Source organism: Ottowia flava (genome assembly GCF_008017535.1).
Taxonomy (GTDB): domain Bacteria; phylum Pseudomonadota; class Gammaproteobacteria; order Burkholderiales; family Burkholderiaceae_C; genus Ottowia; species Ottowia flava.
Map to the genome: position 1 here is coordinate 118,706 of NZ_VRUA01000002.1, position 13,339 is coordinate 132,044.

Below are 13,339 nucleotides of genomic sequence, written 5' to 3' on the forward strand. Positions count from 1 at the left end.
AGGCGGGGCGCCAAGCCCCGCGCTCAGTGCCGATGGGCGTGGCCCAGCCCCATCGGCACCGTGCCTTCGTCGGTGGGCGCCGCTTCGCCCAGCTCGGTCAGCGGCTCCACCCCCAGCGGCAGCAGCTGAATGCTGACCTGCAGGCCAGGCACCGCGTCCAGCAAGGCCTGCTCGACGCGCGCACGCATCGCCGCGGCACGGCCCAGGCTCCAGTCGGCCGGCAGGTGGAGGTGCATGCTCAGGAAATGGCGCTGGCCGGCGCGGCGCGACAGCACATGGTCGATGCGCACCGGGTTGGCGTGGCCGGGCGCCGTGACGCCCCCTGCCCCGGTGGCGCGCGCGACATTGCCAGGGCTGTCACCTGACGGTTGCAAAAAGCCCGCCAGCACCGCATCGACCTTGGCCTGCACCTGCGGCTCGGCCGCGGCGTCCATCAGGCCTTGCGACGAGCGCCAGATCAGCCGCCCGCCCTCGCGCAGGATGTTGAGCGCCACGCCGATCGCCACCAGCGGGTCCAGCCACAACCAGCCAGTCAGCCCCGCCAGCACCAGGCCGATGACGACACCGGCCGAGGTCCAGACATCGGTCAGCAGGTGCTTGGCATCGGCTTCCAGCGCGATGGAGCGGTGCGTGCGCGATGCGCGCAGCATGATCCAGGCGAGCACGCCGTTCAGCACCGAACTGGCGACCGACAGCGCCATGCCCCAACCCAGTTGCTCCAGCGGCTGCGGGTGCCAGAAGCGCGGCAGTGCCGCCCAGACGATGGCGGCGGCCGCACCGAGGATCAGGATGCCCTCGAAGCCGGACGAAAAATACTCCGCCTTGCTGTGGCCGAACGGGTGGTCCTCGTCGGCCGGGCGCGCGGCCACAGTGACCATCCACAGCCCGAACACGGCGGCCGCCAGGTTGACGAAGGACTCCAGCGCGTCGGACAGCAGGCCGACCGAGCCGGTCAGCCACCAGGCCAGCGTCTTGAGCGCGATGGTCAGCAGCGCGACCACCACGGACACGCCCATCAGGCGGGCGGGTGTGATCCAGCGACGAAGCGATTCGATGGGCATGGGCCGATTGTCGGGCGGGCGCGCACGCCAACCCTTGCGCCAGGCTTAGCAAGTTCCTTACAAGCCGCTAACCCTTGACAGATCTGCGCAAGCAGCTCCTGATACCAGAGCAAATACCCGCACAGCAGCGCTCTGAACGCGCCTGAGTCGCATTCCCCAGGCGGCTGTGCGCGGGCCGACTGAGACTGCGCCCGGCGCGCGGCGGCAGGTGCGCCACCTCGCGGGCACCGCCGACGGCGTCTCAGGCACCGGTCAACGCGTACAGGCCATCGGCCTCTAGCCGCACCTCGCCAGCGTCGACCAGGCCGTCCAGGTGCTGCGCGATGGTGCGCCGCTCGGCCGGAAAGACCCAGGGCACGGCCGCGCCGGGCGGGTACAGCACGCCGCGCCGCGCCAAATCGTCCAGCGTGTGCGGGCGCTCGCGCAGGTAGCCGATCAGCTGATCGTCGTGTTCGGCGATGCGGGTGGCAAAACGGTCCAGCGCGCGCACGAATTCGGCGCGGTCGGTCAGCACGCCCTTGTGGTGCGAGGTGACCCACACGCGCGCGTCCAGCTCGCGCACGCGCTGGAGGCTTTGCTGAAACAGCACCAGGCTGGACGTGGCGTCGCCGTAGTACGGGCCAAAGCCGGTCAAATCGATGTCGCCGATGAAGGCGACGCCTTCGCTTTCTTCCACCAGTGCGCAGTGGCCAGACGTGTGGCCAGGCAGGTGGTGCGCGCGCACGCGCACGCCGCCGCCCAGCTCCCACACGGCACCGTCGGCGTAGGCGGTGGCGTCGGGCCGCGGCACCCAGTGGTGGCTGCGTTCGATGAAGGGGCGCAGCTCGGTCATCACCTCGGGCGTGTAGCCGTAGTGCGCGCACAGGCCTTCCCACGATTGAGCCGCCGCCAGATCGGCCGCGTGCACCTGCACCGGCGTATGCGGGACGCGGTGCAGGCCGGCGGTGTGGTCTTCGTGCACGTGGCCGAGGATGACCAGGTCGGCCTCGTCGAACTCGGGCCCGATGCGGTTGGCGACCAGCGGCGTGTCGAACGCCACGCGCATGTCCGCGCCCTGGACGATGACCTGGTTGCCGTCCGGGTGCTTGCCCGACTTGTCGCCAAAGTGTACGGCCACCGGGCCGAAGCGCTGAACAGGAGGTGCCGTCTGCATCTTGGGTATCGTAGCGGCGGTGCCGCGCAGCGCGCACCGCCTGCGCGACACCGCTGCCCTCACGCCCCCCATCCCCCTACCCGCCATGACGCTCGACATCGCCCAATCCACCCCCACCGCCGCCGCGATGGCGCGCTGGGTGGAGCGCGCCTGGGACCTGGGGCCGGTGGTCGGGGGCGAATTCCTGCGGCGCAGCTTCAACCAGGTCTACCGGATCGACTTCGCCAGCGGCCAGCGCGCGGTGGCGCGCCTGTCGTCCGAACGGCCGCGCGGGCCAGCCAACACCGCGTTTGAAGCCGCGCTGCACCAACACCTGGCGGCGCAAGGCTGCCCGGTGGTGCGCTGCCTGCCGGCGCGCGGCGGCGCCCACGCGGTCGACGTGCCGCTGCCCGAAGGCCCGCGTCCGCTGATGCTGTTCGACTATGTGGAAGGCGACTTCACCGGCGAAGCTCCTGAAGACATCGCCGCTTTCGCGCGCGGGCTGGCGGCACTGCACGCGGCCGGCGCGTCGTACGCCGGGCCGCCCAGCCGCTACGCGCTGGAGTTGCCCGACCTGCTGGACCGCCCGCTGCAAGACCTGCTGCGCGCGCCGACGATGCTGCCCGAACTGCGCCCTGGCTTCGAGGCCGCGGCCGAGCGCCTGCGCGCACGCCTATCGGCGTTGGAGCCCCTGACCCGGGTGATGGGCCACGGCGACGCGCACGGTGAAAACAACTTCATGCGCACCAACGCGCAAGGTGAGCCCGAGGCGGTGTTCTTCGACTTCGACGAAGCCGGCCCCGGCTGCCTGGCGTACGAGCTGGCCATCTACCCCTGGTCCATGTTCCCGCGCATGCCCGACACCGCGCCGAGCGAACGGGTGCTGGCGCGCTGGCGCAGCTTCATCGACGCGTACCGCGCAGTGCGCCCTTTGAGCGCGGCCGACCAGGCCGCCATCGCCCCCTTCATGGCCGTGCGCCAGTTCTGGCTGCTGGGCGAATACGCCGGCCGCGTGCCGGTCTGGGGGTCGCAAGCCATGCCGACCATGTACCTGCGCAAGCAGCTGGGCCTGCTGGCGCAGTGGGAGGCGCTGGAACTGCCGTTCTGAGGCGCACGGCGCGGGCGTCAACAACGTTCGGCGTTCGCTTGGATGGTGCGTGTGGCCGCTTCAATCGCTACTGATTTCGCAGCTGTCCGCACAGATCACTGTAGGGCCAACGGCCGATTTTGCTTGAAACTCCGAGAACGCTTTGCTCTGCCTCAACCCAGCACATCGCCTGGCGCAAAGCTCGCCTCGGGCGCCAGACCGAACGCCGTGGGGTAGCGCAGCGCGCCGCGCGCCGCCTGGTCGCCGAACGCCAGCGCCTGCACGTGGTCCGCGTACGCCGCCGGCAGGCCCGGCAAGCCAAGGTCGGGCGACGCGGCGAAGCCAAAGCGCGCGTAGTAGGCCGGGTCGCCCAGCAGCACCGCGCCCGCCGCGCCCTGCGCCCGCAACGCCGCCAGCGCGGCCTGCACCAGCGCCTGTCCCACGCCCTGGCGCTGCCAGCGCGGATCGACCGCCAGCGGGCCCAGCCCGAACCAGCGGCCGGGCGAGCCCGACAGCCGCACCGGCGATGCGGCGACGTAGCCAACGCAAGCGCCCGCGCGCACGGCCAGCAGGGACAGGGTGAGCGCGCCGTCCCGCCGCAGCGCACGCACGGTGCGGGCTTCGCTCTGGTCGCTGTGGGGCACACCAGCGAAGGCGGCGCCGAGCACGTCGTCGATCGCGGGCGCGTCACCGCGCGCTTCGGGGCGGATCTCGGTTGCTATCAACGCCGTAGCTGCTTGCGCAGGTGGTTGTAGGGCCAACGGCCGATTTGGCTTGAAACTACCGAAGCCGACACCGCCCCGGCGTCTGGGGCCACGCGGCGCTTGGGCTCAAGCCAGGGTGACGCGCGCGAACTTGCGCTTGCCGACCTGCACCACGTAGGTGCCGGCGGCCAGCTTCAGGCCTTTGTCGCTGACCACGCTGGAATCCACCCGCACGCCGCCGCCGTCGACCAGGCGGTTGGCTTCGCTGCTGGACGGCGCCAGGCCCGCTTGCTTGAGCAACTGGCCAATGCCCAAAGCGCCGCCCTCGCCCAGCGGCAGGCTGAGCTCCGGAATCTCGTCCGGCACGCCGCCCTTGGCGCGGTTGATGAAGTCCTGCTCGGCCGCCTCGGCCGCCGCCGCGCTGTGAAAGCGCGCGGTGATCTCCTTGGCCAGCAGCACCTTGGCGTCCTTGGGGTTGCGCCCGCCCTCGATCTCCAGCTTGAGCGCAGCGATTTCCGGCAGGCTCATGAAGGACAGCAGGGTGAACCAGTCCCACATGAGGTCGTCGGAAATCGACAGGATCTTGGCGAACATGGTGTTCGCGTCTTCGGTGATGCCGACGTAGTTGTTCTTGGACTTCGACATCTTGTACACGCCGTCCAGGCCGACCAAGAGCGGCATGGTGAGCACACACTGCGGCTCTTGGCCATGCTCCTGCTGCAGGTGGCGCCCCATCAGCAGGTTGAACTTCTGGTCGGTTCCGCCCAATTCGAGGTCGGACTTGAGTGCGACCGAGTCGTAACCCTGCAGCAGCGGGTACAGGAATTCGTGCAGGCTGATCGAATTGCCTTCATGGAAGCGCTTGTGGAAGTCGTCGCGCTCCATCATGCGGGCCACGGTGTACTTGGCGGCCAGCTGGATCAGGCCGCGCGCGCCCAGGGCGTCGGACCATTCGCTGTTGTAACGGACCTCGGTCTTGGACGGGTCCAACACCTTGGCGGCCTGGGTGTAATACGTCTCGGCATTGGCCTTGATCTGCTCGGGCGTCAGCGGCGGGCGCGTGCTGTTGCGGCCCGACGGGTCGCCAATCAAGGTGGTGAAGTCGCCGATCAGGAAGATCACCTGGTGGCCCAGATCCTGCAGCTGGCGCATCTTGTTGAGCACCACCGTGTGGCCCAGGTGGATGTCGGGCGCCGTGGGGTCGAGCCCCAGCTTGATGCGCAGCGGCTGGCCGGTCTGAGCCGATCGCGTCAGTTTCTTGAGCCAGTCGTCCTGCGGCAGCAGTTCGTCACAGCCGCGTAGCGAAATCGCCATGGCGGCGCGGATATCGTCGGAAATCGGGTCTTTTGTCAGCTGGGTGTCAGACATGGTGTCAGTCGCGTTGTAGGAACCTACCTACGCCGTTATACTCATTTGCTTAGGCCGCATTCTAAGAGGCCGTGCTCTGCCCGCAGAGCGCTTTGCCGGGCGGTTCGTGAACCCGTGGGACGAACCGCTCTGTCGTGACCTGTTTTCCGGAACATCCCCGCGCGTGAAGCAAGAACTGATTTCCACTGGCCTGGCTCTGGCCGATTTCGTACACCGTCACCCGAAACGCATCACCGCTGTCATCGCGGCGTTGCTGCTGGGCGGCGGCGGCGGTGCCTTCGCCGTGGCGTCCTTGGCGCCCACTGCGCCCTCTGAACCCCTGCGGCTGGTGTCCGAATCGGTGCAGAGCCTGCAACTGGGCGGCCAGGTCGACATGCTCGACACGCACCGCTTCACGCTGTACCGCAGTGAGCAGACACGCACGTCCGACACCCCTGAAGCACTGCTCAAGCGCCTGGGCCTGGCCGATCCGGCCGCTGCCGCCTTCCTGCGCAAGGACACGATCGCCCAGCAGGCGCTGTTTGGGCGCGGCACCGCGGGCCGCACGGTCACCGCCGAAGCCACCGACCGGCTGGAACTGCAAACGCTGCGGACCCATTGGGTCGAAAACGACAACGACAACAATTTCAAGCGCCTGGTGGTCGACAAGACCGCCGATGGCTTCAGCGTTCGGGTCGAGACTGCGCCGCTGGTGGCTACCCAGCGCCTGACCAGCGGCGTGATCCGAGGCACGCTGTACGCTGCCACCGATGAAGCCAACCTGCCCGACAGCGTCACCAAGCAGCTGACCCAGATTTTCGAATCCAGCGTGGATTTCCACCGTGGACTGCGCCGTGGCGATCGCTTTTCGATCGTCTACGAGTCGCTGGAGGCCGATGGTGAAACCATCCGCTCCGGCCGCATCCTGAGCGCCGAGATGGTGAACCGCGGCAAGACCTTCCAGGCCATCTGGTTCACCGAGCCCGGCGCCAACAAGGGTGCCTACTACGGATTTGACGGCCAGAGCCTGCGCAAGGCCTACTTGGCGGCACCGATGGAAACCACGCGCATGACCAGCGGCTTCGGCATGCGCGACCATCCGGTGCTGGGCTACCGGCGCGAGCACCGTGGCGTCGACTACGCGGCCCCTACTGGCAGCCCGGTACGGACCATTGGTGACGGGCGCGTGGAATTTGCCGGCGTTCAGAGCGGCTATGGCAACGTCATTTACGTCAAGCACCGCAACGCCAAGGACACGACGGTCTACGCGCATCTCTCGCGCATCGACGTCAAGACCGGCGACAACGTCATGCAGGGAGAGCGCATTGGCGCCGTCGGTCAAACCGGCATCGCCACCGGCCCCCACCTGCACTTTGAGTTCCGCGTCAACAACGAGCCTCAGGACCCGACCGAGATTCTGGCCGAGCAACGCGAGAACGTCCCCGTGTCCCCGGGTGGGCGTGCCGCGTTTGCCAAGCTGTCTGCAGGCATGAAGCTGCAGCTCTCTGCGGCAAGCAACATTTCGAGCAGCACGTTTGAGTGAATTGAGCGGTCGGGCGCAGATGCGCCCAGCAAAAAGGGCGCCCAAGGCGCCCTTTTTTGTGGCCAGACCCGCTGGGCCAGCCTGGCAGATGGCTTATTCAGGCACCGAGAACGACGAGCCGCAGCCGCAGGTCGTCTGGGCATTCGGGTTCTTGATGACGAACTGTGCGCCCTGCAGATCTTCCTTGTAGTCGATCTCGGCGCCGACCAGGTACTGGTAGCTCATCGCGTCGATCAACAAGGACACGCCGTTCTTGGTCATCGTCGTATCGTCTTCATTGGCGATTTCATCGAAGGTGAAACCGTACTGGAAGCCAGAACAGCCACCGCCCTGCACGAACACGCGCAGCTTCAAGTCAGGGTTGCCTTCTTCGGCAATCAGGTCTGCCACCTTGGCGGCAGCGCTGTCGGTGAACACGATGGGATCGGGCATCGTGGATGGGGATTGAATTTCTTGCGCAACGGCACTCATGTCGGCTCCTGGAATGCTAGGACCATATTGCCAAATAGTATATCAAATTACTCGGGATTCGTCAGGGGCGATCCAGGTCCAGCGTGGGCTCAGTCGGCTCCGCCGGCAGCGCCGATCTGGCCTCAGCCGGTGCAGCGGGCGCGGCCACCGGCGACGGCGGCGTCACCTGCGGCTGCAGTTGACCAGCAATCACCGCGCCCTGCTGCATCTCCAGCGCCTTGTAGCGCACATCACCCTGGATGCGCGCCTTGGACTGCAACTCCAGCAGTTCGCGCGCCAGCACCGGGCCGACCACGGTGCCGCCGATGACGACGTGGTCCGCGCTGATCGCGCCCTGCACGCTGCCGCCTTCACCGATGACCAGCACGCTGGGCCCCGCGCCTTCTGCCGTGACATCGCCCAGCACCGTGCCGTCGATCTGCAAACCCTCCTGGAAGGTGCAATCGCCCGCCACTTTCATGCCAGCGGCAATCGTGCTGCGAACGGACCACGGCTTCTTGATGCCCAGCATGTCTGCGACTCCTCGGTTCATCCCCTGCTTTTACCACGGCAGTGCGTCCGCGCCGCCACCCGGCCCGCACGCCCATGAAAAAACCGCGCGGCCTGACGGCGGCGCGGTTTTTGCAGACAGCCCGAAGGCGGTCGATCAGCGCTTGCTGAACTGCTTGCGGCGGCGTGCGGAGTGCAGGCCGACCTTCTTACGCTCGACCTCGCGGGCGTCGCGGGTCACGTAACCAGCGGCCGACAGGGCCGGCTTCAGGTTCGCGTCGTAGTCGATCAGGGCGCGGGTGATGCCGTGGCGCACGGCGCCGGCCTGGCCGGATTCACCACCACCGTGGACGTTGACCTGAATGTCGAAGGCTTCGACGTTGTCGGTCAGCACCAGTGGCTGCTTGGAGATCATGATCGAGGTCTGGCGGCCGAAGAATTCTTCGATGGCCTTGCCGTTCACCGTGATCTTGCCGGAGCCTTTTTTCAGAAACACGCGGGCGACGCTGGTTTTGCGACGGCCGGTGCCATTGTTCCAATCACCAATCATTTACCGGCTCCTTAGACTTCCAGCGCCTTGGGCTGCTGGGCGCTGTGCGGATGTTCGGCGCCGCCGTACACCTTCAACTTCTTGATCATGGCGTAACCCAGCGGGCCCTTGGGCAGCATGCCCTTGACGGCCTTTTCCAGCGCGCGGCCGGGGTGCTTGGCCTGCATGTCGCGGAAATTGGTTTCGCGGATGCCGCCCGGGTAACCGGTGTGGCGGTAGTATTTCTTGTCAAGCTCTTTGGCGCCGGTGACGCGGAGCTTGGCGGCGTTGACGATGACGATGTAGTCGCCGGTGTCGACGTGAGGCGTGTAAATGGCTTTGTGCTTGCCGCGCAGACGGAGGGCCACTTCGCTGGCGACCCGACCGAGCACCTTATCGGTGGCGTCAATCACAAACCACTCGTGCGTCACGTCAGCGGGTTTTGCGCTGAACGTTTTCATGAGTTTTCCTGGATAAGGAGGGTTTGGCGGGCCCCACGTGAGCCCGCGAACGTCGCGCCCTTTTCCACGGTCGGCGCTCCTCTTGTCAGGGAGCCTCTTAGGTGGGGTTTGGCGCCTTCCCGAGGGAACACACCATCTTGCCGCGGGGCACGCTATGCGCTGCAAAGCCGGCCATTATAGCCCGCATCCGGCATGGGGCGATAGCCCCCAGGTGCTGAAAAACCAAGCAACTTCCCTGTAACACCGCTGCCGGCTCATGGCACACCCTGCCCAACGCGCCATCAACCGCGCGAGCGCCCCCTCGGCGCGGTATACGATGCCGGCATGTACAGCTACCGCCACGGCTTTCACGCCGGCAACCACGCCGACGTGCTCAAGCACCTGTGCCTCATCGGCACCACGCGCCATCTGATGCGCAAGCCCACCCCGCTGTTGATGGTGGACACGCACGCCGGGGCGGGGCTGTACCGGCTGGACGGCGACTACGCGCGCACCTCGGGCGAGGCGGCCGAAGGCGTGCTGCGGCTGATCGACGCGGGCTTCAAGCCAAATCAGGCCTCAGCCTTAGTGCCACCTTCGCAAGCAGCTATTAATTCAGAAGCAAACCTGCTGGAAGACTACCTCGGCGTCATCGCCAGCTTCAACACGCAACCGGGTGCTTGGCGTGTGTACCCGGGCTCGCCCTTCATTCTGGCGCGGCTGATGGACGAGCCGGCGCGCGCCCCGGTGCACGACCGGCTGAAGCTGTTTGAAATGCATCCGACCGATGCGCACACCCTGCTGGACAACATCTCGCAGCTGGACGTCGGCCGCCGCATCAGCGTGGCGCCGGAAGACGGTTTTGCCAGCCTGAAGGCGCTGATTCCGCCCCCACCGGCCGCCGGCGGCTCGCGCCGCGCGCTGGTGCTGATGGACCCAAGCTACGAGATCAAGACCGACTACGCCAAAGTCGCCGACAGCATGCAGGACGCGCTCAAGCGCTTCGCCACGGGCGTTTACCTGGTCTGGTACCCGATCATCCCGCGGCCCGAGGCGCACAGCCTGCCGCGGCGGCTGAAGACCTTGGCGCAGCAGGCTGGCCGCGGCTGGCTGCACGCCACCTTGAACGTCGGCGCGGCCGACGATGGCCGCGGGCTGTCGGCCAGCGGCATGTTCATCATCAACCCGCCGCACCCGCTGAAAAACCAGCTGGAAGCCGTGCTGCCCGACGTGCTGGCCGCAATGAGCGAAGGCAAGGGCCGCGGCGCCGGTTGGGCCGTGGAAGCCGGCGCCGCCTGAACCCGCAGCGCCAGCGCGCGCCACGACCGCTCAATATCCGGGTAAACCCCAGGGTCATACGCCCGAATTAACCGACCGCTTGGTCGGTTAATTATTTATACTGGCGGTCTGCCCGTCGTGCGCTTTCTTGTTGGCGCCGGCTTTTGCGCCGTTCGGGCCACTCCAGGAGACCCACGCATGTACACGCAGTCGTTTTCCGTGCCCGACGAGGGCGAAGCCAAAACCAACCTGAAGGCCGTGCGCCAGCCGCCGAGCGAGACCGAGGTCGCGCTGCAGGCCGAATTCGACGCCCGCATCGACGCCGATGGCCGCATCGAGCCGCGCGACTGGATGCCCGAGGCCTACCGCAAGACCCTGGTGCGCCAGATCAGCCAGCACGCCCACAGCGAAATCGTCGGCATGCTGCCCGAAGGCAACTGGATCAGCCGCGCCCCCACCCTGAAGCGCAAGGCCATCCTGATCGCCAAGGTGCAGGACGAAGCCGGCCACGGCCTGTACCTGTACAGCGCCGCCGAAACGCTGGGCACCAGCCGCGACCAGATGCTGGACGCGCTGCACTCGGGCAAGGCCAAGTACAGCTCCATCTTCAACTACCCCACGCTCAACTGGGCCGACGTCGGCGTGATCGGCTGGCTGGTCGATGGCGCGGCCATCATGAACCAGGTGCCGCTGTGCCGCTGCAGCTACGGCCCCTACGCGCGCGCCATGGTGCGCGTGTGCAAGGAAGAATCGTTCCACCAGCGCCAGGGCTACGAAGCCCTGCTGGTGATGATGAAAGGCAGCCAAGCCCAGCGCGACATGGTGCAGGACGCCGTCAACCGCACCTGGTGGAAATGCCTGGCCATGTTCGGCCCGCCCGACGCCGACAGCCCCAACAGCGTGCAAGGCATGCGCTGGGGCATCAAGCGCATCAGCAACGACGACCTGCGCCAAAAGTTTGTCGACGCCACCGTGCCGCAGGCCAAGGTGCTGGGCGTGACCCTGCCCGACCCCGACCTGAAGTGGAACGAGGCGCGCGGCCACTACGACTACGGCGAGATCGACTGGGCCGAGTTCTGGCAGACCGTCAACGGCCACGGCCCGATGAACCGCGAACGCCTCGGCGCGCGCGTCAAGGCGCACGAGCAAGGCGCCTGGGTGCGCGATGCCGCCGTCGCCCACGCCAACAAGCAACAGCAGCGCGCCCGCAAGGCCGCCTGACCGACACACCCCTGGAGACACCACGATGAGCAACCAACCCGCCCTCAAAGACTGGCCCCTGTGGGAAGTCTTCGTCCGCAGCAAGCAAGGCCTGGAGCACAAGCACTGCGGCAGCCTGCACGCCAGCGACGCGCAGCACGCGCTGCAAATGGCGCGCGACGTCTACACCCGCCGCCAGGAAGGCGTGAGCATCTGGGTGATGCCCTCGCACCTGATCGCCGCCAGCGACCCGAGCGACAAAGAGCAGCTGTTCGAGCCCGCCAGCGACAAGATCTACCGCCACCCGACCTTCTACGAGATCCCCGAAGAAGTGGGGCACATGTAAATGGACGCCCGCGTCAACACACCAGCGCCAGTCGACTACCTGCTGCACCTGGCGGACAACGCCGTGGTGCTGGGCCAGCGCAATGCCGAATGGAACGGCCACGCCCCCATCCTGGAAGAAGACCTGGCCATGGCCAACAACAGCCTGGACCTGATCGGCCAGGCGCGCATGCTCTACCAGTATGCGGCCGAGCGCCTGAACGCCGACGTGCGCGCGCCGCGCAACACCGCGTGGCCCGCTGGCCCTGTCACCGAAGACACGCTGGCCTACTTCCGCGACGTGCCCGAATTCCGCAACTACACGCTGCTGGAACTGCCGCACCGCCTGGCCCTGGTGCCCGCCGCCGGGGGCGAGCGCGACTGGGGCGTCACCACCGTGCGCAACTTCCTCTACAGCGCGCTGATGGTGCTGGTGTGGGAACGCCTGTCGCAGTCCACCGACGCGCACCTGGCCGCCATCGCCGCCAAGAGCCTGAAGGAAACGCGCTACCACCTGCGCCATTCGCGCGACTGGCTGGTGCGGCTGGGCGACGGCACCGACGAATCGCACCGCCGCGTGCAGGACGCGCTGGACTACCTGCTGCCCTTCACCGACGAATTCTGGTCGGCCTCGGCGGTTGAAAGCGCTGTGGCTGCGGACGCCAGCGGCGTGCAAGTGGCCGAGTTGCGCGATGAGTGGAACGCCATCGTCGATGAGGCGATTGCCGAAGCCACGCTCAAGCGCCCGGCCGCCGCCGACGGTTACGTCACGCAGGGCAAGAGCGGCGTGCATTCCGAGCACCTGGGCTACCTGCTGGCCGAAATGCAAAGCCTGGCGCGCGCCCACCCCGGCGCCGTGTGGTGAGCCGCGCGCAGCCCCGTTGCCCCGCCTGAGCCCAATCGCCATTTATGAGCCAAATCGCCCCCCAGCGCCCGCCAGAACAGCGCAGCCAGCTCCTGGAAAGTGAGCAAGCTGCGCTGTGGACGGCGCTCGACGAACTGACCGATCCGGAAATCCCGGTCGTCACGCTGCGCGAAATGGGCATCCTGCGCGATCTGCGCCGCGGCGCCGACGGCCGGGTGGAAGTGGTCATCACGCCCACCTACAGCGGCTGCCCGGCGATGGACCAGATCGCCGATGACATCCAAGCCACGCTGGCGCGCGAAGGCGTGGCCGGGCGCGTGGTGACGCAACTGGCACCCGCCTGGACCACCGACTGGATGACGCCCGAAGCCCGCGCCAAGTTGCGCGACTACGGCATCGCGCCGCCCCACACGGCCGCCGCTTGCGGGCCGGGAGAATCGGTGATCCAGTTTGCTCCCAAATCCGGAGCTGGCCGCGCTGACGGATCGGGCGCTACAGCCCGTTTTGGCATGCCAACCCTGCCCGTCGCCTGCCCGCAGTGCGGCTCACTCAACACCACCGAAACGTCGCACTTCGGCTCCACCGCGTGCAAGGCGCTGTACCGCTGCCTCGACTGCATGGAGCCGTTCGACCATTTCAAAAGGATTTAAGGGTGGCCACCCCCCTGAGTCGCCTGCGGCGCCTTCCCCCCTCTGCTGCGCGAGGGGGGACCACGCCCGTGCCCGGCACAGGTCCGGGCACGGCGTGCGCTGGCCTGCCGGGCGCCTTGGGCGGTCGCCATCCTTCGTCTTTGCGCGTGTCGCCACGCGCGGTGCTCCGCTGATCCGGCGCGCTGTTCAATTTCTACAGAATTCACCCACGAGGAAACC

At 67.4% G+C, this 13,339-nt stretch carries 15 protein-coding genes; 7 read left to right on the plus strand and 8 right to left on the minus strand.

Going from position 1 to position 13,339, the window contains the following annotated elements:
* Positions 1-23: 23 nt before the first annotated feature.
* Positions 24-1,061 carry a cation diffusion facilitator family transporter gene (locus tag FVQ98_RS02715; protein WP_147911891.1) on the minus strand — a complete coding sequence of 346 codons (1,038 nt, stop codon included), beginning with the start codon at positions 1,059-1,061 and terminating at the stop codon, positions 24-26.
* Between the two features lie 241 nt (positions 1,062-1,302).
* Entirely contained in the window at positions 1,303-2,214 is a 912-nt protein-coding gene (locus tag FVQ98_RS02720; protein WP_147911892.1) for an MBL fold metallo-hydrolase, read from the minus strand.
* A gap of 1 nt (position 2,215) precedes the next feature.
* Here FVQ98_RS02720 and FVQ98_RS02725 point away from each other — a divergent pair, with 1 nt between their 5' ends.
* Complete coding sequence (locus FVQ98_RS02725) at positions 2,216-3,301, plus strand: phosphotransferase enzyme family protein (RefSeq protein ID WP_255507595.1); 1,086 nt, start codon at positions 2,216-2,218, stop codon at positions 3,299-3,301.
* 152 nt (positions 3,302-3,453) lie between these two features.
* Here the strand turns inward: FVQ98_RS02725 and FVQ98_RS02730 are convergent, their stop codons facing one another.
* Positions 3,454-4,041 carry a GNAT family N-acetyltransferase gene (locus FVQ98_RS02730; protein WP_370512909.1) on the minus strand — a complete coding sequence of 196 codons (588 nt, stop codon included), beginning with the start codon at positions 4,039-4,041 and terminating at the stop codon, positions 3,454-3,456.
* A gap of 69 nt (positions 4,042-4,110) precedes the next feature.
* Positions 4,111-5,352 carry a tyrosine--tRNA ligase gene (tyrS, locus tag FVQ98_RS02735; RefSeq protein WP_147911893.1) on the minus strand — a complete coding sequence of 414 codons (1,242 nt, stop codon included), beginning with the start codon at positions 5,350-5,352 and terminating at the stop codon, positions 4,111-4,113.
* A gap of 163 nt (positions 5,353-5,515) precedes the next feature.
* On the opposite strand from tyrS, the gene FVQ98_RS02740 reads away from it, so the two are divergent.
* The gene (locus tag FVQ98_RS02740) at positions 5,516-6,874 is read left to right on the plus strand and encodes a M23 family metallopeptidase (RefSeq protein ID WP_147911894.1); all 1,359 of its coding nucleotides are present in this window, start codon (positions 5,516-5,518) and stop codon (positions 6,872-6,874) included.
* A 93-nt stretch (positions 6,875-6,967) separates the two neighbouring features.
* Here the strand turns inward: FVQ98_RS02740 and erpA are convergent, their stop codons facing one another.
* The 4 genes from erpA to rplM all read right to left on the minus strand — a co-directional run bounded on the left by erpA (position 6,968) and on the right by rplM (position 8,824).
* Positions 6,968-7,345 carry an iron-sulfur cluster insertion protein ErpA gene (erpA, locus tag FVQ98_RS02745; RefSeq protein WP_147911895.1) on the minus strand — a complete coding sequence of 126 codons (378 nt, stop codon included), beginning with the start codon at positions 7,343-7,345 and terminating at the stop codon, positions 6,968-6,970.
* Between the two features lie 61 nt (positions 7,346-7,406).
* On the minus strand, positions 7,407-7,856 hold the full coding sequence (locus tag FVQ98_RS02750) for a bactofilin family protein (RefSeq protein WP_147911896.1): 450 nt from the start codon (positions 7,854-7,856) through the stop codon (positions 7,407-7,409).
* A 135-nt stretch (positions 7,857-7,991) separates the two neighbouring features.
* Positions 7,992-8,384 (minus strand): 30S ribosomal protein S9, encoded by a 393-nt coding sequence (gene rpsI / locus FVQ98_RS02755; protein WP_147911897.1) that lies wholly within the window; start codon positions 8,382-8,384, stop codon positions 7,992-7,994.
* An 11-nt stretch (positions 8,385-8,395) separates the two neighbouring features.
* Complete coding sequence (rplM, locus tag FVQ98_RS02760) at positions 8,396-8,824, minus strand: 50S ribosomal protein L13 (protein WP_147911898.1); 429 nt, start codon at positions 8,822-8,824, stop codon at positions 8,396-8,398.
* 324 nt (positions 8,825-9,148) lie between these two features.
* Between rplM and FVQ98_RS02765 the strand changes: the two genes are divergently transcribed.
* The 5 genes from FVQ98_RS02765 to paaD all read left to right on the plus strand — a co-directional run bounded on the left by FVQ98_RS02765 (position 9,149) and on the right by paaD (position 13,120).
* Entirely contained in the window at positions 9,149-10,102 is a 954-nt protein-coding gene (locus FVQ98_RS02765) for a 23S rRNA (adenine(2030)-N(6))-methyltransferase RlmJ (protein WP_147911899.1), read from the plus strand.
* Positions 10,103-10,279: 177 nt separating this feature from the next.
* Positions 10,280-11,302 (plus strand): 1,2-phenylacetyl-CoA epoxidase subunit PaaA, encoded by a 1,023-nt coding sequence (paaA, locus tag FVQ98_RS02770; RefSeq protein WP_147911900.1) that lies wholly within the window; start codon positions 10,280-10,282, stop codon positions 11,300-11,302.
* Positions 11,303-11,327: 25 nt separating this feature from the next.
* Positions 11,328-11,627 carry a 1,2-phenylacetyl-CoA epoxidase subunit PaaB gene (paaB, locus tag FVQ98_RS02775; protein WP_147911901.1) on the plus strand — a complete coding sequence of 100 codons (300 nt, stop codon included), beginning with the start codon at positions 11,328-11,330 and terminating at the stop codon, positions 11,625-11,627.
* Positions 11,628-12,470: a 1,2-phenylacetyl-CoA epoxidase subunit PaaC gene (gene paaC / locus FVQ98_RS02780; protein WP_147911902.1), complete on the plus strand. Its 843-nt coding sequence runs from the start codon at positions 11,628-11,630 to the stop codon at positions 12,468-12,470. It begins immediately after the preceding gene.
* Between the two features lie 44 nt (positions 12,471-12,514).
* The gene (gene paaD, locus FVQ98_RS02785; protein WP_147911903.1) at positions 12,515-13,120 is read left to right on the plus strand and encodes a 1,2-phenylacetyl-CoA epoxidase subunit PaaD; all 606 of its coding nucleotides are present in this window, start codon (positions 12,515-12,517) and stop codon (positions 13,118-13,120) included.
* The last annotated feature ends 219 nt before the right edge of the window (positions 13,121-13,339 follow it).

What these genes read in the sequence shown, in the direction of transcription:
- FVQ98_RS02750 (WP_147911896.1), bottom strand. Translation starts at nt 7,856, where the DNA reads ATGCTGGGCATCAAGAAGCCGTGGTCCGTTCGCAGCACGATTGCCGCT.
- rplM (WP_147911898.1), bottom strand. Translation starts at nt 8,824, where the DNA reads ATGAAAACGTTCAGCGCAAAACCCGCTGACGTGACGCACGAGTGGTTT.
- FVQ98_RS02715 (WP_147911891.1), bottom strand. Translation starts at nt 1,061, where the DNA reads ATGCCCATCGAATCGCTTCGTCGCTGGATCACACCCGCCCGCCTGATG.
- tyrS (WP_147911893.1), bottom strand. Translation starts at nt 5,352, where the DNA reads ATGTCTGACACCCAGCTGACAAAAGACCCGATTTCCGACGATATCCGC.
- paaA (WP_147911900.1), top strand. Translation starts at nt 10,280, where the DNA reads ATGTACACGCAGTCGTTTTCCGTGCCCGACGAGGGCGAAGCCAAAACC.
- paaC (WP_147911902.1), top strand. Translation starts at nt 11,628, where the DNA reads ATGGACGCCCGCGTCAACACACCAGCGCCAGTCGACTACCTGCTGCAC.
- paaB (WP_147911901.1), top strand. Translation starts at nt 11,328, where the DNA reads ATGAGCAACCAACCCGCCCTCAAAGACTGGCCCCTGTGGGAAGTCTTC.
- FVQ98_RS02720 (WP_147911892.1), bottom strand. Translation starts at nt 2,214, where the DNA reads ATGCAGACGGCACCTCCTGTTCAGCGCTTCGGCCCGGTGGCCGTACAC.
- FVQ98_RS02765 (WP_147911899.1), top strand. Translation starts at nt 9,149, where the DNA reads ATGTACAGCTACCGCCACGGCTTTCACGCCGGCAACCACGCCGACGTG.
- rpsI (WP_147911897.1), bottom strand. Translation starts at nt 8,384, where the DNA reads ATGATTGGTGATTGGAACAATGGCACCGGCCGTCGCAAAACCAGCGTC.
- erpA (WP_147911895.1), bottom strand. Translation starts at nt 7,345, where the DNA reads ATGAGTGCCGTTGCGCAAGAAATTCAATCCCCATCCACGATGCCCGAT.
- paaD (WP_147911903.1), top strand. Translation starts at nt 12,515, where the DNA reads ATGAGCCAAATCGCCCCCCAGCGCCCGCCAGAACAGCGCAGCCAGCTC.